This is a genomic window from Pseudomonas sp. DSP3-2-3 (genome assembly GCF_049898225.1).
Taxonomy (GTDB): domain Bacteria; phylum Pseudomonadota; class Gammaproteobacteria; order Pseudomonadales; family Pseudomonadaceae; genus Aquipseudomonas.
The window spans coordinates 161,570-183,053 of the sequence record NZ_JAFCXH010000007.1 but is presented as its reverse complement, the minus strand read 5'-3'; the positions used below and the strand labels follow the sequence as shown (position 1 = coordinate 183,053).

Here is a 21,484-nt window from a genome sequence, read left to right as displayed (position 1 = left end):
CGAAGACTCACACAAATGTCACGCACATGAAAAAGCCCAACCTGACAAGATTGGGCTAAGTCATTCAAATAAATGGTCGGGACGGAGTGATTCGAACACTCGACCCCTTGCACCCCATGCAAGTGCGCTACCGGGCTGCGCTACGCCCCGACTAGGCGTGTATCAGCTTCGCTGTGTGCGAAAACTTCGAGGAATATACTCTAAGCTTTTGAATTATGGAAGTATCCGGACAGGGACTAGTTAGCCAAAACCACCAGAACATCTTCCAGTTCGGCAATCATCTGCCTCAGCAATTGCTTGTACTGCTGGCTGTCATCTTCGGTATCGCCGTTGGTCATTCGCAAACGGGCGCCACCGATGGTGAAACCCTGCTCGTAGAGCAAACCGCGAATCTGCCGGATCATCAGCACGTCTTCGCGCTGATAATACCGACGGTTTCCGCGGCGCTTGACCGGGTTGAGTTGAGGAAACTCCTGCTCCCAATAGCGCAAAACGTGCGGTTTTACCGCGCAGAGCTCGCCGACCTCACCAATGGTGAAGTAGCGTTTGCCTGGAATGGGCGGTAGCTCGTCGTTATGACTTGGTTCCAGCATAAGCCTCAACTCGGGCCTTCAACTTCTGCCCCGGACGGAAAGTAACCACACGGCGAGCCGTAATCGGAATTTCTTCCCCGGTCTTTGGATTTCGACCAGGACGCTGGCGTTTATCGCGCAGGTCGAAATTACCGAATCCGGACAATTTCACCTGCTCGTTATCTTCCAGAGCGTGCCTGATTTCCTCAAAGAACAGCTCAACCAATTCCTTGGCTTCTCGTTTATTCAGGCCCAGCTCTTCGTACAGACGTTCGGCCATCTCAGCTTTCGTCAGAGCCCCCATACGCTACTTCCTTAACGTGGCGTTTAACCGTTCCTCGAGAGAGGTGAGGATTTTATGCGTCGCCGCATTTACCTCATCGTCATTAAGAGTGCGCGATGGATGCTGCCAGGTCAAGCCGACTGCAAGGCTTTTTCTATGCGGATCAATGCCTTTACCTTGGTAAACGTCAAATAACCTGAGGTCTGTGAGCCATTCGCCTGCATTTTCACGAATAACCTCAAGAACTGCGCTGGCTGCAACGCCTTCGTCTGCCAGCAATGCCAGGTCACGACGCACTTCAGGAAAGCGCGATAACTCCTGGAATTTAGGCATTTTCCCGAGAGCCACTTCAGCCAGAACCAGCTCGAAAACGAAGACTGGACGATCAAGGCCGAGGTTTTTCGACAATTCAGGATGGATGGCGCCGACATAGCCCACTTCACGACCATCACGCTCGATGCGCGCAGTCTGCCCAGGGTGCAACGCTGGGTGTTTGCCCGGCACGAAAGTGAACGAATCCAGTGCGCCGGCAAAACCGAGCACCGCTTCAACGTCTGCTTTTACGTCGAAGAAGTCGACCACGTCGCGGCCCTGCGCCCAGCCTTCTGGCAGACGGCTGCCGCAAACCACACCGGCGAGCATTGGCTCCTGCTTCAGACCTTGCAGCTGACCGACAAAACGCAGACCGCTTTCGAACAAACGAACCCGGTCCTGCTGGCGATTGAGGTTGTGCTGCAAGGACTTGACCAGGCCCGGCCAAAGCGAGGCACGCATCGCCGCCATGTCGTTGGAGATCGGATTGGCCAGCAACAGCGGTTCGACACCTGGGCTGAACAGCTCGAATTGTTTCGGATCGATGAAGCTGTAGGTGATCGCTTCCTGGTAACCACGAGCCACCAGCAGGCGACGCAGTTCAGGCAGATCGCTGCGCGCTTCGGCCCTTGCTTGCGGCGCCAGACGCGCTTGGGGGTAACGAACCGGCAGGCGGTTGTAGCCGTAGAGACGCGCCAGCTCTTCGATCAGGTCGACTTCAAGCGAGATATCAAAGCGATGGCTCGGCACTTCGACCTGCCATTGCCCTGCGACTTCTGACGAAATTTTCAGGCCCAGACCTGTCAGCAGGCGCTCGACTTCTGCCGAGTCCATCGGCATGCCCAGCATTTGCTCAATACGGTCGGCACGCAATGTTACCGGGGCAATCGATGGCAGGTCTTTCTCGCTGACCGCTTCGATGACCGGCCCGGCTTCACCGCCGGTGATTTCCAGCAACAGGCCGGTGGCGCGCTCCATGGCCTTGCGCGCCAGCTGCCAGTCCACGCCACGCTCGTAGCGGTGGGAGGCGTCAGTGTGCAGGCCATAGGAGCGGGCCTTGCCAGCGACTGCGATCTGATCGAAAAACGCGCTTTCAAGGAAGATGTCGCGAGTCTTGGCGGAAACACCGCTGTGCTCGCCACCCATCACGCCAGCAATGGCCAACGCACGCTGATGGTCAGCGATAACCAGGGTGTCAGCACGCAGGCTGACTTCCTGGCCATCAAGCAGGACGAGCTTCTCGCCCTCCTCCGCCATGCGCACGCGAATGCCGCCGTTGATTTCAGCCAGGTCGAAGGCGTGCAGCGGTTGACCCAGCTCCAGCATCACGTAGTTGGTGATATCGACTGCAGCGTCGATGCTGCGCACGTCCGAACGACGCAGACGCTCAACCATCCACAGCGGGGTTGGACGGGACAGATCAACGTTACGAATCACCCGACCCAGGTAACGCGGACAGGCGCTCGGTGCCAGCACTTCTACCGGACGCACTTCATCGTGAGCGACGGCAACAGCGGCAACTTGTGGCACCGTGACTTCGGCGGCGTACAGCGCACCGACTTCACGAGCCAGACCGGCCACGGACAGGCAATCGCCACGGTTCGGGGTCAGGTCGACTTCGATACTGGCATCGTCCAGTTCGAGGTAGACACGGAAATCCTGACCGACCGGCGCATCAGCAGGCAGTTCCATCAGGCCATCATTGCCCTCGCCCACTTGCAACTCGGACTGGGAACACAGCATGCCGTTGGATTCAACGCCACGCAGCTTGGCCTTCTTGATCTTGAAGTCGCCCGGCAGTTCGGCGCCGATCATGGCGAACGGAATTTTCAGGCCCGCACGCACGTTTGGCGCGCCGCAGACCACCTGAAAGGTTTCCGAACCGTTGCTGACCTGGCAAACGCGCAGCTTGTCAGCATCCGGGTGTTGTTCGGTGCTCAGCACTTCGCCGACGATCACGCCGCTGAATACACCAGCGGCCTGAGTGACGCTATCGACTTCAAGGCCGGCCATCGACAGACGAGCAACCAGCTCGTCGCGGGAAACTTGCGGGCTTACCCAGCCGCGCAACCATTGTTCACTGAATTTCATCCTGCTCTCCTAAAGATTCGTTACGACTAGCGAAATTGCGCAAGGAACCGCAAGTCGTTATCGAAGAACAGACGCAAGTCGTTCACGCCGTAACGCAGCATGGCCAGACGCTCAACGCCCATGCCGAAGGCAAAGCCCGAGAACTCTTCCGGGTCAATGCCGGACATGCGCAGCACGTTCGGGTGAACCATGCCGCAGCCCATGACTTCCAGCCAACCGGTCTGTTTGCAGACACGGCAGCCTTTACCGCTGCACATCACGCATTCCATGTCGACTTCAGCGGATGGCTCGGTGAACGGGAAGTACGAAGGGCGGAAACGCACCGCCAGCTCTTTTTCGAAGAACACGCGCAGGAACTCTTCGATGGTGCCTTTGAGGTCAGCGAAGTTGATGTCGCGATCCACCAACAGGCCTTCGACCTGATGGAACATCGGCGAATGGGTGATATCAGAGTCGCTACGGTATACACGGCCAGGGCAGACAATGCGGATCGGCGGCTTCTGCGCTTCCATGGTGCGGACCTGAACCGGCGAGGTATGGGTGCGCAACAGCATGTTCGCGTTGAAATAGAAGGTGTCATGCATCGAACGGGCCGGGTGATGGCCTGGGATGTTGAGCGCTTCGAAGTTGTGATAATCGTCTTCCACCTCAGGGCCTTCGGCGATGCCGTAGCCAATATGGGTGAAGAATTGTTCGATGCGTTCCAGAGTACGAGTAACGGGATGCAGACCACCGGAGGTCTGTCCGCGGCCAGGCAGGGTCACGTCAATGGACTCGGCGGCGAGTCTGGCAGCGAGATCCGCCTCCTCGAACGACGCCTTGCGGGCATTGAGAACCTCTGTGACACGCTCCTTGGCAACGTTGATCAGCGCGCCGACGTGCGGACGCTCTTCTGCAGGCAAACTTCCCAGGGTCTTCATCACCTGAGTCAGTTCACCTTTTTTGCCAAGGTAGTGGACCCGGATTTGCTCCAGGGCATTGATATCTTCGGCGCTATGCACAGCCTCAAGTGCTTGAGAGACCAGCGCGTCCAGGTTTTCCATGTACAGACTCCAGATACGAAATAGGGGAAGAGCTTAAAAGGCTCTTCCCCTATTTATGACGTTTAACACCGAACCCCAGAAGCTGAGGCCCGGTGATTGTCGGGGACTTAGGCCAAGGTGGCTTTAGCTTTCTCGACAATCGCAGCAAACGCCGCTTTTTCGTTCACTGCCAGATCAGCCAGAACCTTACGGTCGATCTCGATGGACGCTTTTTTCAGGCCGGCGATGAAACGGCTGTAGGACAGACCGTTGATACGAGCACCAGCGTTGATACGAGCGATCCACAGAGCGCGGAACTGACGTTTTTTCTGACGACGGTCACGGTAGGCGTATTGGCCTGCCTTGATTACCGCTTGCTTGGCAACACGGAATACGCGTGAACGCGCGCCGTAGTAGCCTTTAGCAAGTTTCAGAATTTTTTTGTGACGCTTACGGGCAATGACGCCACGCTTTACACGAGCCATGAGTTACTTCCTCTATTCTTGATCAAAAAATCAGCAAAGGCGCAGCATGCGCTTGACTTTTGCAACGTCAGACGGATGCAGCAAGCTGCTACCGCGCAGTTGACGCTTACGCTTAGTCGACATTTTGGTCAGAATGTGGCTCTTGAAAGCGTGTTTGTGCTTGATGCCATTAGCAGTTTTCAAAAACCGCTTAGCTGCACCACTTTTAGTCTTCATCTTTGGCATGTTCGGATACTCCGCATTCAGTTGATAAACATAACCGCAAGGCCTGCCGTGCCCTGGTGGTTATTTCTTCTTTTTCGGGGCGATGACCATAATAAGCTGGCGTCCTTCCATCTTAGGATGCTGCTCCACGGCGCCGTATTCGAGCAGGTCAGCTTCAACCCGCTTCAACAGCTCCATGCCCAGCTCCTGGTGGGCCATCTCACGGCCGCGGAATCGCAAGGATACCTTGGCCCTGTCCCCATCACTCAGGAAACGTACCAGGTTGCGCAGTTTTACCTGGTAATCCCCTTCCTCCGTCCCTGGACGAAACTTGATTTCTTTAACCTGGATCTGCTTCTGGTTTTTCTTGGCAGCGGCAACCTGTTTCTTCTTCTCGAAGATCGATTTGCCGTAGTCCATCAGCTTGCAGACAGGTGGTACTGCATCGGCGGAAATCTCCACCAGATCCAGTTTGGCCTCTTCAGCCTTAAGAAGCGCGTCTTCAATTGACACAATCCCAAGCTGCTCACCCTCAGCCCCAATTAAACGAACCTCACGTGCCGAGATATTCTCGTTGATCGGGGCCTTCGGTGCAGCTCGTTTATCTTGTCTCATTTCACGCTTAATAGTAATTACTCCGAATCATGGCGACCACGCCGGGAAACCGCTTGTGCGAGGAACTCAGCGAATTGGGCGACCGGCATCGAGCCAAGGTCAGCACCTTCACGTGTACGCACAGCGACAGTTTGCATTTCGACTTCCCGATCTCCGATAACCAAAAGATAAGGAACCTTGAGCAAAGTATGCTCGCGGATTTTAAAGCCGATCTTTTCATTTCTCAAGTCGGACTTGGCACGAAACCCGCTTTCAGACAGAGTTTTTTCTACTTCAAGGGCAAAATCTGCCTGTTTGTCAGTGATATTCATGATCACTGCTTGAGTAGGCGCCAGCCAGGCTGGAAATGCACCTTCATAATGCTCGATCAAAATCCCGATGAAACGCTCGAAGGATCCGAGAATTGCACGGTGCAACATGACCGGATGCTGGCGATCGTTGTTTTCCGAGACGTACTCGGCACCCAACCGGATAGGCAGGTTGAAATCGAGCTGCAATGTACCGCATTGCCACACACGACCGAGACAATCTTTCAGCGAAAATTCGATTTTCGGACCGTAGAACGCACCTTCGCCCGGTTGCAGGTCGTAAGGCAGGCCCGCACTGTCCAGTGCTGCGGCCAATGCGCTTTCGGCGCGATCCCAAAGATCATCGGAACCAACACGCTTGTCAGGGCGAGTCGAGAGCTTGAGCTCGATGTCCTTGAAGCCGAAGTCCGCGTACACGTCCAGGGTCAGCTTGATGAACGCCGCTGACTCAGCCTGCATCTGCTCTTCAGTACAGAAGATGTGCGCATCGTCCTGAGTAAAGGCACGCACACGCATGATGCCGTGCAGCGCGCCGGATGGCTCGTTACGGTGGCAGGCACCAAACTCGGCCAGACGCATCGGCAACTCGCGGTAGCTCTTCAGGCCCTGATTGAACACCTGCACGTGGCAAGGGCAGTTCATCGGCTTGATGGCGTAGTCGCGGTTCTCGGACTCCGTGGTGAACATATTCTCGGCGTAGTTGGCCCAATGTCCGGATTTCTCCCACAGGGAGCGATCAACCACCTGCGGCGTCTTGATCTCCAGATAGCCATTCTCGCGCTGCACTTTGCGCATGTACTGCTCAAGCACTTGATACAGCGTCCAGCCCTGCGGATGCCAGAACACCATGCCCGGCGCTTCTTCCTGGGTATGGAACAGGCCCAGGCGCTTGCCGATCTTGCGGTGATCGCGTTTTTCGGCTTCTTCGATGCGCTGAATATAAGCAGCCAGTTGTTTCTTGTCAGCCCACGCAGTGCCATAGACACGCTGCAGCTGCTCGTTCTTCGCGTCGCCGCGCCAGTAGGCGCCGGACAGCTTGGTCAGCTTGAACGATTTGAGGAAACGAGTGTTCGGCACGTGCGGGCCGCGGCACATGTCGACGTATTCTTCGTGATAGTACAGGCCCATGGTCTGCTGCTCGGGCATGTCTTCGACCAGTCGCAGCTTGTAGTCTTCGTGACGGGCGGTGAACACCTCGATCACTTCGGCGCGCGGCGTAACCTTCTTGATGACGTCGTAGTCTTTTTCGATCAATTGCTGCATGCGCTGCTCGATCGCCGCCATGTCATCAGGCGTGAACGGGCGCTCGTAGGCAATATCGTAATAGAAGCCGTCATCGATAACCGGGCCGATCACCATTCTGGCGGTCGGATACAGCTGCTTGACTGCGTGGCCGACAAGGTGAGCGCAGGAGTGGCGGATGATCTCCAGGCCTTCCTGATCCTTGGGCGTGATGATTTGCAGCGTTGCGTCGTTTTCGATCAGGTCACTGGCGTCGACCAGTTGACCGTCAACCTTGCCGGCAACGGTGGCTTTGGCAAGACCTGCGCCAATGGACAGCGCAACCTCGGCTACGGAAACCGGGTGATCGAAAGAACGTTGACTGCCATCGGGAAGAGTAATGGTGGGCATGGCGCCTCCTCTCCTAGTGGTGACCCCTACCAAAGGTCACGTGGGTTGGGATGAGCCAGTAATTGATCCGGTGGTGTGCCTGCCTCACAGTGGCAGGAGCCCTTTCAGGCGACCTTGAACCGAACCAGATGACTGGATTGGACTTGAAAAATGGACCTGTTCGGGCCGGACAATCATTCAATTGTCACCGACCAGCGAATCTACAGGACGCGCATCCTAACACAGCTGGGCAAAATGACATGCACGCGCACGGAAATGAATTCCCTGAAGACGCCTGCGTCAACGGATTTGCACCTCGCGCTGAACTGGCGCCCCTGATCGCCGTCAGATGATCGGAGAGCCCGCACGAGTCTCTACTGTCCCTATTAAAGGAGAACGTCATGAAGCTGTTACGAATTCTGGCCCTGCTCGCCCCTGTTGCCCTGGCTTTTCCAATGAGTGCTGCCCACGCGGCGATGGATAAGGACACACGCAACATGTTCATCACCCAATGCGCCACGACTGCGGGGCAGAAGCTGGATGCAAATTCGGCCAAGACACATTGCGAATGTGGCGCCGATCAGGTCGACAAGAATTTCAGCAACGCCGAGATTGCTCGACTCAAGGACACCACCAAAGCCCCGGATGAGAAATTGACCGCTCGACTGCAAAAAGTCGTGGCTGATAACTGCGTTCAGACAAAAAAATAAAATTTTTTTGTCGATGCGGCGAGTATGCAATGGCGCGGATGTCCGGCATCGCCTGATTCGGCTGAACCCCGCGTGGTTCGTGGTGTGTACGGGCAGTCACAGAGCCATCGACGCACGTTTCAAGCCTGGTTTTCAGGACGCTATATACGCCTAATGCCATTCATATTTGCGACTAGTACTCAATCTTCTTACCGAAATGACTCCACATTCCCACAATTGGACTATGATAGCCCGGTGTGCCCAGTTGGCCTGAGCAGCACGTACTACTGAAAAATTATGTTCTTGGAGATACACCATGTCTAATCGCCAAACCGGCACCGTAAAATGGTTCAACGATGAAAAAGGCTTCGGCTTTATCACTCCACAGGGTGGCGGTGACGACCTGTTCGTACACTTCAAAGCTATCGAAAGCGACGGTTTCAAAAGCCTGAAAGAAGGCCAGACCGTTTCGTTCGTTGCTGCTAAAGGCCAGAAAGGCATGCAAGCAGAGCAAGTTCGCGCAGAGTAATCCACGCGATCAAAAAAACCCGTCTCGCTAGACGGGTTTTTTTATGGGCGCAATTCCTGCGAAATCAGCCGCAGTTGACCCGAGCGACCTTGCCGCCCGCTTCAGTATTGAGATTGACCCGGTCAGAGCGGTATTCCAGGGTGACCATGTCATTGGGACCGATGAACCGCGCGTCTTGCGCACCGGCCCTGCTCTTGGCTTGAGCCAATAATGCAGCAGAGGCCTGTTGGCCAATGGCGAACTGGGCGGCGGCGGCATCACAGCGAGTACCCGCCGCTGCGGCGACCGGCGCGGAAGGCGTTGATTCGGACAAGCTTGATTCAGGATTGCTACTGCAACCTGCCAGCAACGATACAGCGACAACCAAACCCAGTGATGCGGACTTCCACGGCATACAGCCTCCTTTGACAATAAACGTAACCAGAACCCTTGCGACAGCATGGCTACACGATGGTTGCATTATGCAGGTCAGGCGATTCGCAGGTTCCGGGACTTCAAAGAGGCGAAGTGTGCCCGAGGGTTTTCAAACAGGCGCAGGCAAATCGTCACTAAATATTAGTAGACATCCACGTAGTCCAGACGCGGATCGGCCCAGTTATCCTTCAGGGCGTTGTAAATCTGCATGACCCACACGCCATCGCTGGCTGGAACGGGGCCTACGCAGCCGGAACCTGCAGACCACGTTTCCAGGCGAAATAACAGTGCCTCGGTATTCGCGCCGCCTACAGCGTCAGTCGAAAGCCAGGCAATACCGTCTTTGCTCACGCGTAGCTGGTTGTGCACGCTGTCGTCGCCCGATGCGAGCATCTGGCGGACCGCATCAAGGGTGAAGCTGGCGGGATCGGAGAGATTGATTGGCACGGCATTTGTCCTCGGCTATTTGCCGGAAGTTTGCCACGGCCCCGGCCTCATGCCTAAGTAGCAGTGTCAAAAAACGCCGAAAATGTTTAACTGCGCGCACGGTTATCCGTCCTGCAAACAACGGGCGGCGCTCCGGCTCTGAATTTCAAAGAAGACGAGATAGTAATGGCAGTCGTTTCCATCGATGCGGATATCAAGGCCAAATGGCCGCAAGGACAATGCTCACACAGCCCAGGCAGCCCGGAAGAACTGGCGATCATTGCCATTGATTTGCTGGTCAAGGAACTGGGCACCGAGGGCGCCCAAGCCTTCATTGGCCAAGTGCTGGGCCGCTATCCGGCCCAGCAATAAGCACTCTGGAAAGCTAGCGTTTATTTCAATCGGGCAAGCCGGCTGGTCAGCAGATCGAAAAAGCCCTGCGCATCGCCGTTTTCGATCCAGAACACATTCTTGTCGTGTCCGAGAGTGTCATACCAGTCGGCTACCGTCTGACCGAAACCGATGCCTTCACGGCTATCAACTGCAACGTTGATTTGCTTGCCGGTGAACAGCTCCGGCTTGAGCAACCACGCAATCACGCTGGCATCATGCACCGGCCCGCCCGGCAAACCGTAATGGATCATGTCCGCCTTGACGTACTCATTGAGAATGTCGCCCACCAGCTTCCCGGCCTGATTATTCAAGGCGGCGATCTGCGCCAGGCGCGGCTCGCTGGTGAGAATTTTGTGGGTGACGTCCAGCGGTAGATAGGTCAATTTCACGCCGCTGGCGAGCACGACCTGCGCTGCATGCGGGTCGGCGAACAGATTGAATTCTGCGACCGGCGTGATGTTACCGCCGTTGAAGTGCGCCCCGCCCATGACCACGACTTCCTTGATGCCCTGGGTAATTTCAGGCGACTGAACCAGCGCCAGGGCCAGATTGGTCTGCGGACCAAGCATCGCCACGGTGATGCTGTGCGGTTTGGCCTTGGTCAGGGTCTCGATCAGGTATTCGACCGCATTGCCCTGGGCCAACCCCTGTTTGGGCTCATGCACCGCAACGCCGGGCAAGCCCTCCTGACCGTGGATATTCTCGGCGTAGATCGGCGTGCGAACCATAGGTTTGGACGCCCCGGCATACACCGGCACCTCTTCGCGCCCCGCCCATTCCCGAGCCAGCCGGGCATTGCGCGAGGTCTTGTCGATGCGGACGTTGCCCGCCACTGTGGTAATCGCCAGTACGTTCAATTCTTCGGGCGATGCCAGCGCCAACAGTAACGCCACTACATCATCGGCGCCTGGGTCGGTGTCGATGATCAGATCGCGTTTTTCGGCTGCATGAGCGGCGGTTGCGCTGAGAAAAGACACGAGCAAGAGACTCCGAATCAGCTGTTTAGTGAGATACAGATACTGCATGAGAAACTCCCTGTTTCCGGTTTAGTGTTTCCAAAGAAAGCCGCCGGTCAAAACACCACGCCGGCGACCAGAGCGATATTGCTGTACGGCTGACATTCCCCCGTGCGCACGATGGCCCGGGCAGTACGACTCAGTTCTTTCAATGCCTCATGACTCACCAGGCGCTGCTCGCCCAGTTCTCCATCCAGGCTCAAGCCTTCAATCACGCACAGTGCCGGAGGTTGCACGCGGAGCATTTCTTCGGCTAACACATGGCTTTCGACCTGCATCTCCGTGAGCACGGTATCGAGCACGCTGACGAAATCTGGCACACCGCGCGTCAGAGCCAGATCAATCAGCTCGACACCAGCGGGAACCGGCATGCCGGCGTCGACAATCATCAGGACGTCGCCGTGTCCCAGGGACGCGATGACCCGGGACAAGGCGATATTGAGTAAAGGTGTCTTTTTCATGCGGGCTTGAACCCCTGAACTTCACGGGAGGTTGGAATCGATGGCTGCGCGCCGGGCCGTGTGACGGAAAGCGCCGCCGCGGTCTGGCCAAACCGAATGGCGTCATCCTCATTGCTGCCTTGGGCCAAAGCAGCGGCGAAACCGCCGACGAAGGTATCGCCGGCCGCGGTGGTGTCCACGGCAACGACTTCAGGTGCCGGATAATGCCGAACGCCTTGGCGGCTGGCGAACAGCGAGCCCTGCTCACCCAGAGTGATGATGACCTTGGCCGCACCCGCCGCGAGCAACGCGTTGGCAGCCGTTTCTGCGGAACTCAGGGAATCCACCGTTATGCCGCTGAGGATCGTCGCCTCGCTTTCGTTGGGGATCAGGTAATCAATCAGTGGATACCATTGCGCCGGCAGCGGCGCCGAGGCTGGGGCAGGATTGAGGATGACCGTCTTGCCCAGCTCCCGGGCGCGCGTCAGCGTATGGCAGACGGTTTCCATGGGCACTTCGAGCTGGCAGACCACCACATCGGCATCTGCCAGTAACGCCTCGAAGCGCGTGACGACCTTTGGCGTCAACAGCCCATTGCCGCCTGCCACGATGATGATTGCGTTCTGGCTGTTGGCGTCGACCACGATCGCGGCGATTCCCGTCGACACGTCAGCTATTGTTGTCACCGCCTGGCAATCGATCTGCTCTGCAACCAGCGCCGCACGCAGTTGCTCACCGTAGGCATCGTCACCCACGCAACCGATCATTGCCACGCGAGCACCAAGACGGGCTGCGGCCACCGCCTGGTTGGCGCCCTTGCCGCCCGGCACTGTCGTGAACGATTCCCCCGCCAGGGTTTCACCGGCCTTGGGCAAGCGGCGAGCGCGGGTCACCAGATCCATGTTCAAGCTGCCCACTACCACTACTTTTCCTGACATGACGTCTGCACTCTTTTTTCCGGTCAATACGCCGAATCAGCGTAACTCATTGAAAACGTTGGTGGGTGGCGCGGTGGATTCACGCACCACAATGCTCGGTGCCACGATCACCTGCTGCACGTCGCCGCCACAAGGTTCGGTGATGCGCCGCAACAACAACTGCGCTGCCGTCTCACCCAATTGCAGAATCGACTGGCCCACGGTGGTCAGCGCCGGATAAACGAACTGGCTCATCTGGATATCATCAAAGCCCACCACCGACAGATCCCGTGGTACGCGAATATTGCGTTCGGCGGCGGCCCGCAACACGCCGATGCCAATCATGTCGTTACCGGCAAAGATAGCGCTGGGCGGATCGCGTTCCAGCAAGGTCACGGCAGCCTGATAACCGCCCGGGCTGGTGTAGTCGCTTTCCACGATCCAGTGCCCGGCGGTTTCGATCCCGGCTTCCTGCATCGCGCGTTGATAACCGGCCAGTCGCAACTGAGCCACGCTGGTTTGCGCCGGTCCCCGGATACAGGCGATGTGCCGGTGACCAAGGTCGAGCAAATGCCGCGTCGCCAGATAAGCGCCCAACTCATGATCGATACGCACCAGATCAGCGGCGACGCCTTCCAGCTCGCGGTCGACGATCACCAGCGGCGTGCGTACACCGGCGAGACCGCCCGCCAGCCAGGTGTCGCCACCCACCGAGGAAACGATCAAGCCATCGACACGCTTCTCCAGCAGGACCCGAAGGTAACCGCGCTGTTTTTCAGGGTTGTCGTCGGAGTTGCACAGGATCACGCAAAAACCGTTGCGCTCGCAGTAATCCTCAATGCCCCGGGCCAGTTCGGCGAAATACGGATTGATACCATTGGGAATCAACAAGCCAATGGTGGACGTGGTTTTGGCCTTGAGCGAGCGGGCAACGGCGCTTGGAACGTAATCCAGCTGCGCAATCGCCGCCTCGACCTTGATCCGCACCTGCTCGCTGACTGGCCGGGTCTTGTTCAGCACGTGGGAAACCGTTGTGTAGGAAATCCCTGCCAGTGCCGCTACATCCTTGATGGTTGCCATGTCAGATCTGCCGCCGGGCGCGGTTGCTGCGATAAGTGTCCAGCACCACCGCGACCACGATCACCGCACCGGTAATGATGCGCTTGGTGGGTTCGGTCGCGCCGATCTGAGCCAGGCCAGCCGCCAGCACCGAAATGATCAACACCCCGAAGAACGTACTGATCACCGAGCCTCGGCCACCCATAAGGCTGGTACCGCCGATCACCACTGCGGCGATGACTTGCAACTCCAGGCCGGAACCGGCGTTGGGATCAGCCGCTTCAAGTCGCGATATCTGGAACAGCGCCGCGACCCCGGCCAACAGGCCCATCAGGGAAAACACCAGAATCTTGTAGGGCTTGGGATTGATCCCCGCCAGCCGCACCGCTTCTTCGTTGGTGCCAATGCCGATCAGGTAACGACCGAACACGGTACGCGTCAGTACCGCCTGAGCGACGAAGATCACCAGCAGGGCAATGACGAACGACGGCGAAATGCCAAACGCGATGGGGTTGGACAGCCACGCGAACGAATCACCGATGTAGGCCGTGCGTGAGTTGGTCATCTGATACGCAACGCCCCGCGCCATCTCCAGCACGCCCAGCGATACGATAAAAGAGGGGATGCGCCAGGCGACCGTGATCGAGCCGGTAATCGTCCCCGCCAACGTTGCGCAAGCCATGCCCAGCAAGGCCGCCGGAAACACGCTCCAGCCCCAGCCCAGTATCGCCACGCTGACCGCAGATGCAGCCAGAGCCAACACCGAACCCACCGACAAGTCGATGCCACCAATGATCAACACGAACGTCATGCCAACCGCCAACACCATCAGGTCTGGAATCTGGTTGGCCAGCGTGCTGAAGGTCTCATACGACAGAAAGTGATCGCTGAGCAGGGAAAACAGGACAATCATCGCAAGCAAAGCGCCAGCCAGGCCCAGGTAAGTGCCCAGGCCGAAAAAGTTACCGCTGCGCTTGCCCGGCGACGGCAAGGTCTGGGAAGTGGTGGAGGTTTTCATGAGTCGTTCCTGGGCGCCGCTTCGGTGAGCAGCGCATCACGTTTCTGGTAGCCGGCAAAGGCGGCGGCAAGCAGTTCATCCTGGGTCCAGGAATCGCGCTCGAAGGTGTCGATCAAACGCCCGGCAGACAACACGCCGATGCGATCACAGATCAGCATCAGCTCGCGTAAATCACTGGACACCACCACCAGCGCCCTGCCCTGTCGGGTCAATTCGCCCAGCAGTGCGTAGATATCGAATTTGGCGCCGACATCAATGCCACGGGTCGGCTCGTCAAACAGCATGACGCTGCAATCGCGCTCCAGCCAACGGCCGATCACCACCTTTTGCTGGTTGCCGCCAGACAGCTGCGAGACCAGCTGGGTCGGGCTTGAACTGCGGATGCGCATAGCGTCGATCTGGCGTTGGGCGAGGGCCATTTCTTCACGCCCGTTGACCAGCCCGCCGTGTGAAATGGCGTCCATGTTGCCCAGCGCAATGTTGGCGCTGATGGATTGCGAAAGCAGCAGCCCTTCGCCTTTGCGGTCTTCGGTAATCAACGCGATGCCCTGCCTGACAGCATCCACCGGCGAGCGAATGCTGACGGACCGCAGCGGATTACCCAGCTCGATGCTGCCGCTGTCGGCCAGGTCAGCGCCGTAGATCAGCCGCAACAGTTCAGTACGCCCGGCGCCGATCAGCCCGGAGATACCAAAAATTTCGCCGTTGCGCACCTGGAACGAAACGTCCTGCACCTTGCCAGCACGGCTCAGGCCGTTGACCTTCAGCGCGACTTCGCCAATCTGACGCGGCCCCAGATCAATCTGTTCGCCCAGCTCGCGCCCCACCATCAAGGTCACCAGCTGTTCGCTGTTATAACTCGATATCGGCTCGACACAGACCAGCTTGCCGTCGCGCAGCACTGCAATGCGCTGCGCGACCCTGGCCAGCTCTTCCAGACGATGGGAGATGTAGATGATCGACACGCCCCGCGCCTGCAAGCGCGTGATCTGCTCGAACAACATCTCGACTTCGCGGGCAGTAAGCATCGCTGTCGGCTCATCGAGGATCAGCACATGACAGTCGCCAATCAGGTTGCGCGCGATCTCCACCATTTGCTGATGACCGATGCCCAGCTCACTGACCAGCGTATCCGGATCAATGGCTTCGAGTCCAACCTGAGCCATGGCCTTGAGCGCGTCTTCGCGCAGGCGCTTGCGATTGATCCAGCCCGCACGGCGCGGCAGGTTATCCAGAAACAAATTCTCGGCCACCGACAGGGTCGGCAGCAGATTCAGTTCCTGCATGACCATGCGAATGCCAAGCTTTTCAGCCTGGGTGCGACTCAGCGGCTGATAGGGCTTCCCCTGAAACTGCATCGTTCCGGTGGTAGGCGTTTCCAGGCCGCCGATGATTTTCGACAGGGTGCTTTTACCCGCGCCATTTTCACCGGTCAGGGCCAGCACTTCGCCGCGCATCAGCGTCAGGTCAATGTCGCCCAGCACAGGCTGAGCGTAGGTTTTACCGATGCCGGTAACGGATAGAACAGCGGCTTGAGAGGATGCCGACATAAAGCTCTCCATGCACCTGCCCTGGTCGGGCAGATGCAGTTGTTCGGCAGGGATTACGGCTTGGTGACCAGCTCGACCGGCGTTTCGATCACGCCGTTGGCACTGTCGACTTTCTCACCCTTGAGCATCTTCAACGCAGTCTCGATGCCGAAGATGGCTTGCTTGGCAGCAAACTGATCGGCAGTCGCCAGCACGCGACCATCCTTGAGCATAGGCTTGATGGCGTTGATATTGTCATAACCCACCACCTGAACCTTGCCCGCCTTGCCAGCGGCACGCACAGCAGCAACAGCGCCCAGCGCCATGCTGTCGTTACCGGCCAGCAACGCCTTCAGATTCGGGTATTCAGTGAGCATCGCTGCGGCGATCTTGTTGCCACCGCCGATTTCCCAGTTGCCGGACTGCGTGGACACAACCTTCATCTGCGCAGCGTCCATGGCGTCTTTGAAGCCCGCAGTGCGCTGCTGCGCGTTGGTGGTGGTCGAAACACCTTCAATAATGCCCACTTCATCGCCAGCGGTCAGCTGTCTGGCCAGATATTCGCCCACCAGACGTGAACCTTTACGGTTGTCAGGACCTACAAACGGCACAGTGATGCCTTTGCTTTTCAACACCGCCGGGTCGAGTTGGTTATCGATGTTGACTACCGTGATCCCGGCGTCTTGCGCCTTCTTGATCACCGCAACCAGCGCTTTGGAATCGGCTGGAGCAATGACCAGCGCGTTGACCTTGGAACTGATCATCTGCTCAACAATACGGATCTGACTGGCAGTATCCGACTCGTCCTTGATGCCGTTGGAAATCAGGTCAAAATCACTGGCGTGCTCTTTCTGATAAGCCTTGGCGCCGTCTTCCATGGTCAGGAAGAATTCGTTGGCGAGAGACTTCATCACCAGCGCGACTTTTGGTTTATCAGGGGTCTGGGCACTTTGGGCAGCGAGGGGCATGACAGCGGTGACTGCGGTCAGCATTGCAACAGCGAGGAGACGTCCAGCAAAGGGCAGCTTCATGGGTTCACTCCGATCTTATGATTATTGTGTCGGGCAAGGTTACGAAGTAATGGATGCATCACTGCGCAAACGTTTGCGAGAAACGAACTATGAGAACCGGCCTAAATTTTGTCAACCCTGAAAACGGCCGCTCATACCGCAGCGGCCGGAGAAATGCAGAAGTCCAGTGCAGCGGTTTTTACGCGGTAGTGCTGATGCCGCCAGACTTGGACATTTCTTTTACCAGCTGAGCAGAAACCTGCTGGATAGCACCGGTGATGGAAGATACCTGGCTCTGAAAGCCCATCACGGCGGTGGTCTTGGCTTCAGGTGTCGGATAGCTGGCGTTCTCGGCGGCCTGCATTTGCTGCTGGACTTTCTCCAATTGCTGCTGCAACTCAGCCAGACGCTTGAGCAGGTTGGCGGTCGCTGCGTTGACGTTCCCCGAACCGCTACTGCCGGAAGCACCAATTTCGTTCATGTCGACGTTAACATCGCCCTTCTCATCGCCCTCTTTATCATCGGCAGCAGCTTGAGTAGCCGTCTGCGCGATGAGGGTTTGGGAGGCCGTAGTGGCTGCCGCGGCGGTCTGACCATTGATCAACAGAGAAGACGCTGGAAATCCGATCGAGAGTGACATGTTGATTCCTGGTGGGTGAGTACTGCCAGCTACATCGGCCGCAACCTCGAAGTCTTTACCCCATAGGACTCTATAGAAGCAATCGCGTGTCTGGTCCTGACTCAACCAGGCACGCGCGGCGTCTCAATCCTCCGGTTTGACCGTGGCGACTTCATCGGCGCGCACCTTGATCATCTTTCCAGAGATGTCCTCGAACTCATAAAAACCATCCTTGGTCTTGGTCTTCGGCGCGTCCTTGGTGATGTATTGCGTGCCATTCTGCAGGGTGACGACTGTCGGTGAAGAACAACCGGTCAGCACGAAGCAGCCTGCTATAACCGCTGGCAAAAGCCAATGTCTGATGTTCATGTTCCCTCCTTGATTGGTTTGCGACCAGGCGAGGCAAAGCTGCCTGCTGAACTCATCAGATTAATTCCACGGACAATGGTTCGAATCTGCGGGTAACCCATGGGAAAAGTCGCCATGCCGGCATCATTACCCGCTTGATCCTACAAGAGAGTTGCGAAACAGCGCGCACTGAAATACTGTATGCACATACAGCAAATCAGGAATCCTATTCGTGGCAAAACAACCTGCAGCAACTCCGGCGACTCCCAGCTCCTACGAACGCCTAGGTGTTCGGGTGCAGAAAATAATTAATTCGCCTACCGCTCAAAAAGCCAAAGCAGCCCTGGTGTTTCGTCTGCCAGATGAGGTCGAGGACGAGTGGAATCAAATGCTCGAAGAAATCGCCGAGAACGACAACGTTACGCTCGCCTGGCGGGACGACGGCGGCGTGCAGATATTCTGGACCGTGCCGAAGGAAGACTGACGGCATGCTGGTTCGACTATTGACGCTGCTGTGTACCGCCCTGCTCCTTACTGCTCCAGTCAACGCTTACGCCGATGCGCCCCACACCTTCAGCCAGGCAAAGAAAATCGCCTGGGGCCTTTATTCGCCTCAGTCGACCGAGTTCTATTGCGGCTGCAAATACAGTGGCAACAAAGTGGACATTGCCGGCTGTGGCTACGTCCCGCGCAAGAACGCCGCTCGCGCCCGGCGCATTGAATGGGAGCACATTGTCCCGGCGTGGCAAATCGGGCACTTGCGTCAATGCTGGCAACGTGGCGGACGCAAGAATTGCACGAAAAATGATGCTGTCTACAAGCAAGCCGAAGCCGACCTGCACAACCTGGTGCCAAGCATCGGCGAGGTCAACGGTGACCGGAATAACTTCAGCTTCGGCTGGCTACCGGTCAAAACCGGGCAGTACGGTTCCTGCCTGACCCAAGTGGATTTCAAGGCGAAGAAAGTCATGCCACGCCCGTCGATTCGCGGGATGATCGCCCGGACGTATTTCTACATGAGCAAGCACTACAACCTGCGCCTCTCGCGTCAGGACCAACAGCTTTATCAGGCCTGGAACAAGACTTATCCGGTTGAGGGCTGGGAGCAGCAGCGCAACCAGCGCGTCGCGTGTGTCATGGGCCACGGCAATGAATTCGTCGGTGTGGTGGATCTCAAGCGCTGCGGCTGAACCCTGCCGAACTTGTGCCGAAAAATACAAAAGGGCCCAACGCTATGCAGCGTCGGACCCTTTTGCTTGTGCAGGAACGCTGGTCACGCGTTGTCTGCGGCATCCTCTTCAGACTGGATACGCAACGCCCGTTGGATCATCAATTGGGACGCATAATCAGCGGCCAATTGAGCAGCATCGGCAGGCTCGATAGCGCCACGCGTGATTAGCCCGGTCAGCGCCGAAGCGGCAAACATATCCCAGATATCCTGTTCATCATCCAGCAATGACATGTGTAGGCCCTCGTTTGATTTTGAAGCGGCACTGTATCACTCAAGGTCACGCAGATCTTCGGCCAACCCAAATGAATAGACGCTGAAACGCTTAAGTTACTTACATACATCCAAGTGTATCGAAGGCAAACGTGGCCTATTGCCGCTGATCGGACGACGGCTCAAATTGGTCCGAATCCGTGTAATTTTTCCTCCTGGGATTTTGAAAACGAACTACGTTTGGAGGCCTGACCCGCAGTACGATTCATGGCCGCTTGAAGTTTATTGCACGCCTGTATCGATCTTGAAATGAAATGGCCACATCCAGAGCGCAATGGCAGCTCAAGGTGGCGAGTACAACGGAAGTACCCATTTTTTTAAGATTATGTAGCCACTACATTCACAGGCGGAAACGTTGATGACTGACCAGACGGATTTCGAAATTCACTACCAGTTTCGCGGAGAGCCGCGCCACTTCAACCATCAGGCTTGGCATTTGTGCGAGAGCGATGCCTTGCATTTCGCAACGCTGCATGCCGGCGTCTGGAGCGTCAGCGAAAACATCGCCGCAGGCCCGATCAGGCTTGCCATTCTTCAGGCTGAAGGCGTGGGCGTGACGGCCGTGCACTGGAAAAAAACGTTCCCGGGCACGCAGATCTAAACAAAATGGAATCGCTACTGTCCCAATACCAAGCAGCGCTCATTAACCAGCAACGCGAGGTAAGCATGACAATCGACAAAGCTCTGGAAAAAGAAGTACTGACCCGACTCCTCCACGCTCATCCAAACGGCTTGGGCAAGGAAATCCTGGACAACTACAGGGGGGAGCACGCAGTTGCCGATACCCTTGAGTATCTCCAGCAAAACGGTTTGATTCATGACGGCAGCGTGGATGCCGCAGGCAAATCCGGACGCAATCTCAATTACCCGATCAAGCTCAGCTCTTCAGGTGTAAACACCGCGAAAAGTCTCGAAGCCTGACCCAGCTTGTTAAAAGACCCGACCTGTTGCCAGGCCGGGTCTTTTTGTTTGCGGGCTTAAATGGCGGGATATTCGCCCGTGCCATCAGGCCATGGCGTCAGCAATTCGAACCCTGTGTCAGTCACGGCAACCATGTGCTCCCACTGGGCTGAAAGGGAGAGATCCCGGGTCAGCACGGTCCAGCCATCAGCAAGCACCTTGGTCCCCGGTTTTCCGGCATTGATCATCGGCTCGATGGTGAAGACCATTCCAGGCTTGAGCTTCATGCCTTTGCCCTGCGCACCGTAATGAAGGACCTGTGGATCTTCGTGGTAATTGCGGCCGATGCCGTGACCGCAATATTCCCGGACGACGCTGAAGCCTTCGCGGTGCGCGACCGTTTGAATGGCATTGCCAATATCGCCCAGGGTCGCACCGGGTCGGACAGCATGAATGCCCGCCCGCGTCGCTTCGTAGGTGGTCTGTACCAGTCGTTTGGCAAGGGGGCTGACTTCACCCACGAAATACATCCGGCTGGTATCGCCGAACCATCCGTCCTTGATGACCGCGACATCGATATTGATGATGTCGCCTTCCTTGAGGATATCCGACGCCGACGGGATGCCATGACAGACCACCGCGTTAGGCGAAATGCAGGTGGTCTTGGTGAAACCGTGATAACCGACATTGGCCGGGATCACCTTCAGCTCTTTGACAATGTACTCATTGCAAATGTCATCGAGTGCCTCGGTACTGACACCGGCCTTGACGTAAGGGCCGATCATCGCCAGCACATCGGCAGCGAGCCGTCCGGCAATACGCAGCTGAACCAGATCTTCTTCGGTCTTGATGCTGACTGCGCCACTCATCGCGATGCCACCTTTGCGTGTTCGGTAGTATCGGAAATATCGCAGGTTTGTGCGCTGAGGACGGTGCCACCTGCGTGCTCGGCACGGATGAGCATCTGGCAGATCTGGCTGTAATCCAGCGATGGATGCAATTCGGCCAGCATACCGACGCGCATCCAGTGCTCAGCCTGGGCGTTGATGGAACGACTCAGCGCGGCACTGGCTGACCGGATGTTGGCATGCATCTGCTCGGAAATTTTGACGAGACCCATGATTCACCTCAAATGGAATATACGAAGCATATATGTTTCGTATATCCAAAGGC

At 57.0% G+C, this 21,484-nt stretch carries 29 protein-coding genes and 1 tRNA gene; 7 read left to right on the top strand and 23 right to left on the bottom strand.

What is annotated here, in order from left to right:
* Positions 1 to 73: 73 nt before the first annotated feature.
* The 9 genes from ACP7E4_RS11025 to thrS all read right to left on the bottom strand — a co-directional run bounded on the left by ACP7E4_RS11025 (position 74) and on the right by thrS (position 7,524).
* Positions 74 to 150, bottom strand: a tRNA-Pro gene (locus ACP7E4_RS11025).
* A gap of 86 nt (positions 151 to 236) precedes the next feature.
* Positions 237 to 593, bottom strand: a complete 357-nt coding sequence (locus ACP7E4_RS11020) for a MerR family transcriptional regulator (protein ID WP_426114777.1) — start codon at positions 591 to 593, stop codon at positions 237 to 239.
* Positions 574 to 876, bottom strand: coding sequence for an integration host factor subunit alpha (ihfA, locus tag ACP7E4_RS11015; RefSeq protein WP_002553164.1), 303 nt, complete (start codon positions 874 to 876; stop codon positions 574 to 576). Before ihfA ends, ACP7E4_RS11020 begins: the two co-directional genes overlap by 20 nt.
* A gap of 3 nt (positions 877 to 879) precedes the next feature.
* Positions 880 to 3,258, bottom strand: a complete 2,379-nt coding sequence (gene pheT / locus ACP7E4_RS11010) for a phenylalanine--tRNA ligase subunit beta (protein WP_426114779.1) — start codon at positions 3,256 to 3,258, stop codon at positions 880 to 882.
* Positions 3,259 to 3,284: 26 nt separating this feature from the next.
* Positions 3,285 to 4,301 (bottom strand): phenylalanine--tRNA ligase subunit alpha, encoded by a 1,017-nt coding sequence (gene pheS / locus ACP7E4_RS11005; RefSeq protein WP_065833008.1) that lies wholly within the window; start codon positions 4,299 to 4,301, stop codon positions 3,285 to 3,287.
* A 107-nt stretch (positions 4,302 to 4,408) separates the two neighbouring features.
* On the bottom strand, positions 4,409 to 4,765 hold the full coding sequence (gene rplT, locus ACP7E4_RS11000) for a 50S ribosomal protein L20 (RefSeq protein WP_007905879.1): 357 nt from the start codon (positions 4,763 to 4,765) through the stop codon (positions 4,409 to 4,411).
* Positions 4,766 to 4,795: 30 nt separating this feature from the next.
* Positions 4,796 to 4,990, bottom strand: coding sequence for a 50S ribosomal protein L35 (gene rpmI, locus ACP7E4_RS10995; protein WP_003442181.1), 195 nt, complete (start codon positions 4,988 to 4,990; stop codon positions 4,796 to 4,798).
* A gap of 60 nt (positions 4,991 to 5,050) precedes the next feature.
* Positions 5,051 to 5,602, bottom strand: a complete 552-nt coding sequence (gene infC / locus ACP7E4_RS10990; RefSeq protein WP_170826312.1) for a translation initiation factor IF-3 — start codon at positions 5,600 to 5,602, stop codon at positions 5,051 to 5,053.
* On the bottom strand, positions 5,602 to 7,524 hold the full coding sequence (gene thrS / locus ACP7E4_RS10985) for a threonine--tRNA ligase (protein WP_426114783.1): 1,923 nt from the start codon (positions 7,522 to 7,524) through the stop codon (positions 5,602 to 5,604). Before thrS ends, infC begins: the two co-directional genes overlap by 1 nt.
* 380 nt (positions 7,525 to 7,904) lie before the next feature.
* On the opposite strand from thrS, the gene ACP7E4_RS10980 reads away from it, so the two are divergent.
* The gene (locus ACP7E4_RS10980) at positions 7,905 to 8,213 is read left to right on the top strand and encodes a hypothetical protein (protein ID WP_426114785.1); all 309 of its coding nucleotides are present in this window, start codon (positions 7,905 to 7,907) and stop codon (positions 8,211 to 8,213) included.
* Between the two features lie 295 nt (positions 8,214 to 8,508).
* On the top strand, positions 8,509 to 8,721 hold the full coding sequence (locus ACP7E4_RS10975; RefSeq protein ID WP_047571823.1) for a cold-shock protein: 213 nt from the start codon (positions 8,509 to 8,511) through the stop codon (positions 8,719 to 8,721).
* 64 nt (positions 8,722 to 8,785) lie between these two features.
* On the opposite strand, the gene ACP7E4_RS10970 is transcribed toward ACP7E4_RS10975, so the two are convergent.
* Complete coding sequence (locus tag ACP7E4_RS10970) at positions 8,786 to 9,115, bottom strand: I78 family peptidase inhibitor (protein WP_426114788.1); 330 nt, start codon at positions 9,113 to 9,115, stop codon at positions 8,786 to 8,788.
* Positions 9,116 to 9,276: 161 nt separating this feature from the next.
* Positions 9,277 to 9,582 (bottom strand): hypothetical protein, encoded by a 306-nt coding sequence (locus tag ACP7E4_RS10965; protein WP_426114790.1) that lies wholly within the window; start codon positions 9,580 to 9,582, stop codon positions 9,277 to 9,279.
* A gap of 165 nt (positions 9,583 to 9,747) precedes the next feature.
* Between ACP7E4_RS10965 and ACP7E4_RS10960 the strand changes: the two genes are divergently transcribed.
* Positions 9,748 to 9,933, top strand: coding sequence for a hypothetical protein (locus tag ACP7E4_RS10960; protein ID WP_426114792.1), 186 nt, complete (start codon positions 9,748 to 9,750; stop codon positions 9,931 to 9,933).
* 20 nt (positions 9,934 to 9,953) lie between these two features.
* Here ACP7E4_RS10960 and ACP7E4_RS10955 read toward each other — a convergent pair whose 3' ends face one another.
* The 9 genes from ACP7E4_RS10955 to ACP7E4_RS10915 all read right to left on the bottom strand — a co-directional run bounded on the left by ACP7E4_RS10955 (position 9,954) and on the right by ACP7E4_RS10915 (position 17,931).
* Positions 9,954 to 10,979, bottom strand: coding sequence for a nucleoside hydrolase (locus ACP7E4_RS10955; RefSeq protein ID WP_426114794.1), 1,026 nt, complete (start codon positions 10,977 to 10,979; stop codon positions 9,954 to 9,956).
* Positions 10,980 to 11,026: 47 nt separating this feature from the next.
* Positions 11,027 to 11,431: a D-ribose pyranase gene (gene rbsD, locus ACP7E4_RS10950; RefSeq protein WP_426114796.1), complete on the bottom strand. Its 405-nt coding sequence runs from the start codon at positions 11,429 to 11,431 to the stop codon at positions 11,027 to 11,029.
* The gene (gene rbsK, locus ACP7E4_RS10945) at positions 11,428 to 12,348 is read right to left on the bottom strand and encodes a ribokinase (protein ID WP_426114798.1); all 921 of its coding nucleotides are present in this window, start codon (positions 12,346 to 12,348) and stop codon (positions 11,428 to 11,430) included. Before rbsK ends, rbsD begins: the two co-directional genes overlap by 4 nt.
* A gap of 36 nt (positions 12,349 to 12,384) precedes the next feature.
* Positions 12,385 to 13,407, bottom strand: coding sequence for a LacI family DNA-binding transcriptional regulator (locus ACP7E4_RS10940; RefSeq protein WP_426114800.1), 1,023 nt, complete (start codon positions 13,405 to 13,407; stop codon positions 12,385 to 12,387).
* Position 13,408: 1 nt separating this feature from the next.
* Positions 13,409 to 14,404, bottom strand: a complete 996-nt coding sequence (locus tag ACP7E4_RS10935) for an ABC transporter permease (RefSeq protein WP_426114802.1) — start codon at positions 14,402 to 14,404, stop codon at positions 13,409 to 13,411.
* A complete protein-coding gene (locus ACP7E4_RS10930) occupies positions 14,401 to 15,954 on the bottom strand; it encodes a sugar ABC transporter ATP-binding protein (RefSeq protein ID WP_426114804.1) in 1,554 nt (517 codons plus the stop codon). Before ACP7E4_RS10930 ends, ACP7E4_RS10935 begins: the two co-directional genes overlap by 4 nt.
* A gap of 53 nt (positions 15,955 to 16,007) precedes the next feature.
* Positions 16,008 to 16,964: a sugar ABC transporter substrate-binding protein gene (locus ACP7E4_RS10925; protein ID WP_426114806.1), complete on the bottom strand. Its 957-nt coding sequence runs from the start codon at positions 16,962 to 16,964 to the stop codon at positions 16,008 to 16,010.
* A gap of 178 nt (positions 16,965 to 17,142) precedes the next feature.
* Positions 17,143 to 17,583, bottom strand: coding sequence for a hypothetical protein (locus ACP7E4_RS10920; protein ID WP_426114808.1), 441 nt, complete (start codon positions 17,581 to 17,583; stop codon positions 17,143 to 17,145).
* Between the two features lie 123 nt (positions 17,584 to 17,706).
* Entirely contained in the window at positions 17,707 to 17,931 is a 225-nt protein-coding gene (locus ACP7E4_RS10915; RefSeq protein WP_426114810.1) for a YgdI/YgdR family lipoprotein, read from the bottom strand.
* Between the two features lie 211 nt (positions 17,932 to 18,142).
* On the opposite strand from ACP7E4_RS10915, the gene ACP7E4_RS10910 reads away from it, so the two are divergent.
* Complete coding sequence (locus ACP7E4_RS10910; RefSeq protein WP_426114812.1) at positions 18,143 to 18,394, top strand: DUF1654 domain-containing protein; 252 nt, start codon at positions 18,143 to 18,145, stop codon at positions 18,392 to 18,394.
* Positions 18,395 to 18,398: 4 nt separating this feature from the next.
* Entirely contained in the window at positions 18,399 to 19,100 is a 702-nt protein-coding gene (locus ACP7E4_RS10905; RefSeq protein ID WP_426114814.1) for an endonuclease, read from the top strand.
* Between the two features lie 83 nt (positions 19,101 to 19,183).
* On the opposite strand, the gene ACP7E4_RS10900 is transcribed toward ACP7E4_RS10905, so the two are convergent.
* Positions 19,184 to 19,372 (bottom strand): hypothetical protein, encoded by a 189-nt coding sequence (locus tag ACP7E4_RS10900; protein ID WP_020290118.1) that lies wholly within the window; start codon positions 19,370 to 19,372, stop codon positions 19,184 to 19,186.
* 397 nt (positions 19,373 to 19,769) lie between these two features.
* Between ACP7E4_RS10900 and ACP7E4_RS10895 the strand changes: the two genes are divergently transcribed.
* Together ACP7E4_RS10895 and ACP7E4_RS10890 are read left to right on the top strand one after the other, a co-directional pair.
* Positions 19,770 to 20,012 (top strand): DUF6555 family protein, encoded by a 243-nt coding sequence (locus ACP7E4_RS10895; protein WP_341520365.1) that lies wholly within the window; start codon positions 19,770 to 19,772, stop codon positions 20,010 to 20,012.
* 65 nt (positions 20,013 to 20,077) lie between these two features.
* Positions 20,078 to 20,332, top strand: coding sequence for a hypothetical protein (locus tag ACP7E4_RS10890; protein ID WP_341520366.1), 255 nt, complete (start codon positions 20,078 to 20,080; stop codon positions 20,330 to 20,332).
* A gap of 56 nt (positions 20,333 to 20,388) precedes the next feature.
* Here the strand turns inward: ACP7E4_RS10890 and map are convergent, their stop codons facing one another.
* Together map and ACP7E4_RS10880 are read right to left on the bottom strand one after the other, a co-directional pair.
* Positions 20,389 to 21,180 (bottom strand): type I methionyl aminopeptidase, encoded by a 792-nt coding sequence (gene map, locus ACP7E4_RS10885; protein ID WP_426114817.1) that lies wholly within the window; start codon positions 21,178 to 21,180, stop codon positions 20,389 to 20,391.
* On the bottom strand, positions 21,177 to 21,431 hold the full coding sequence (locus ACP7E4_RS10880; protein ID WP_426114819.1) for a ParD-like family protein: 255 nt from the start codon (positions 21,429 to 21,431) through the stop codon (positions 21,177 to 21,179). Before ACP7E4_RS10880 ends, map begins: the two co-directional genes overlap by 4 nt.
* Between the last annotated feature and the right edge of the window lie 53 nt (positions 21,432 to 21,484).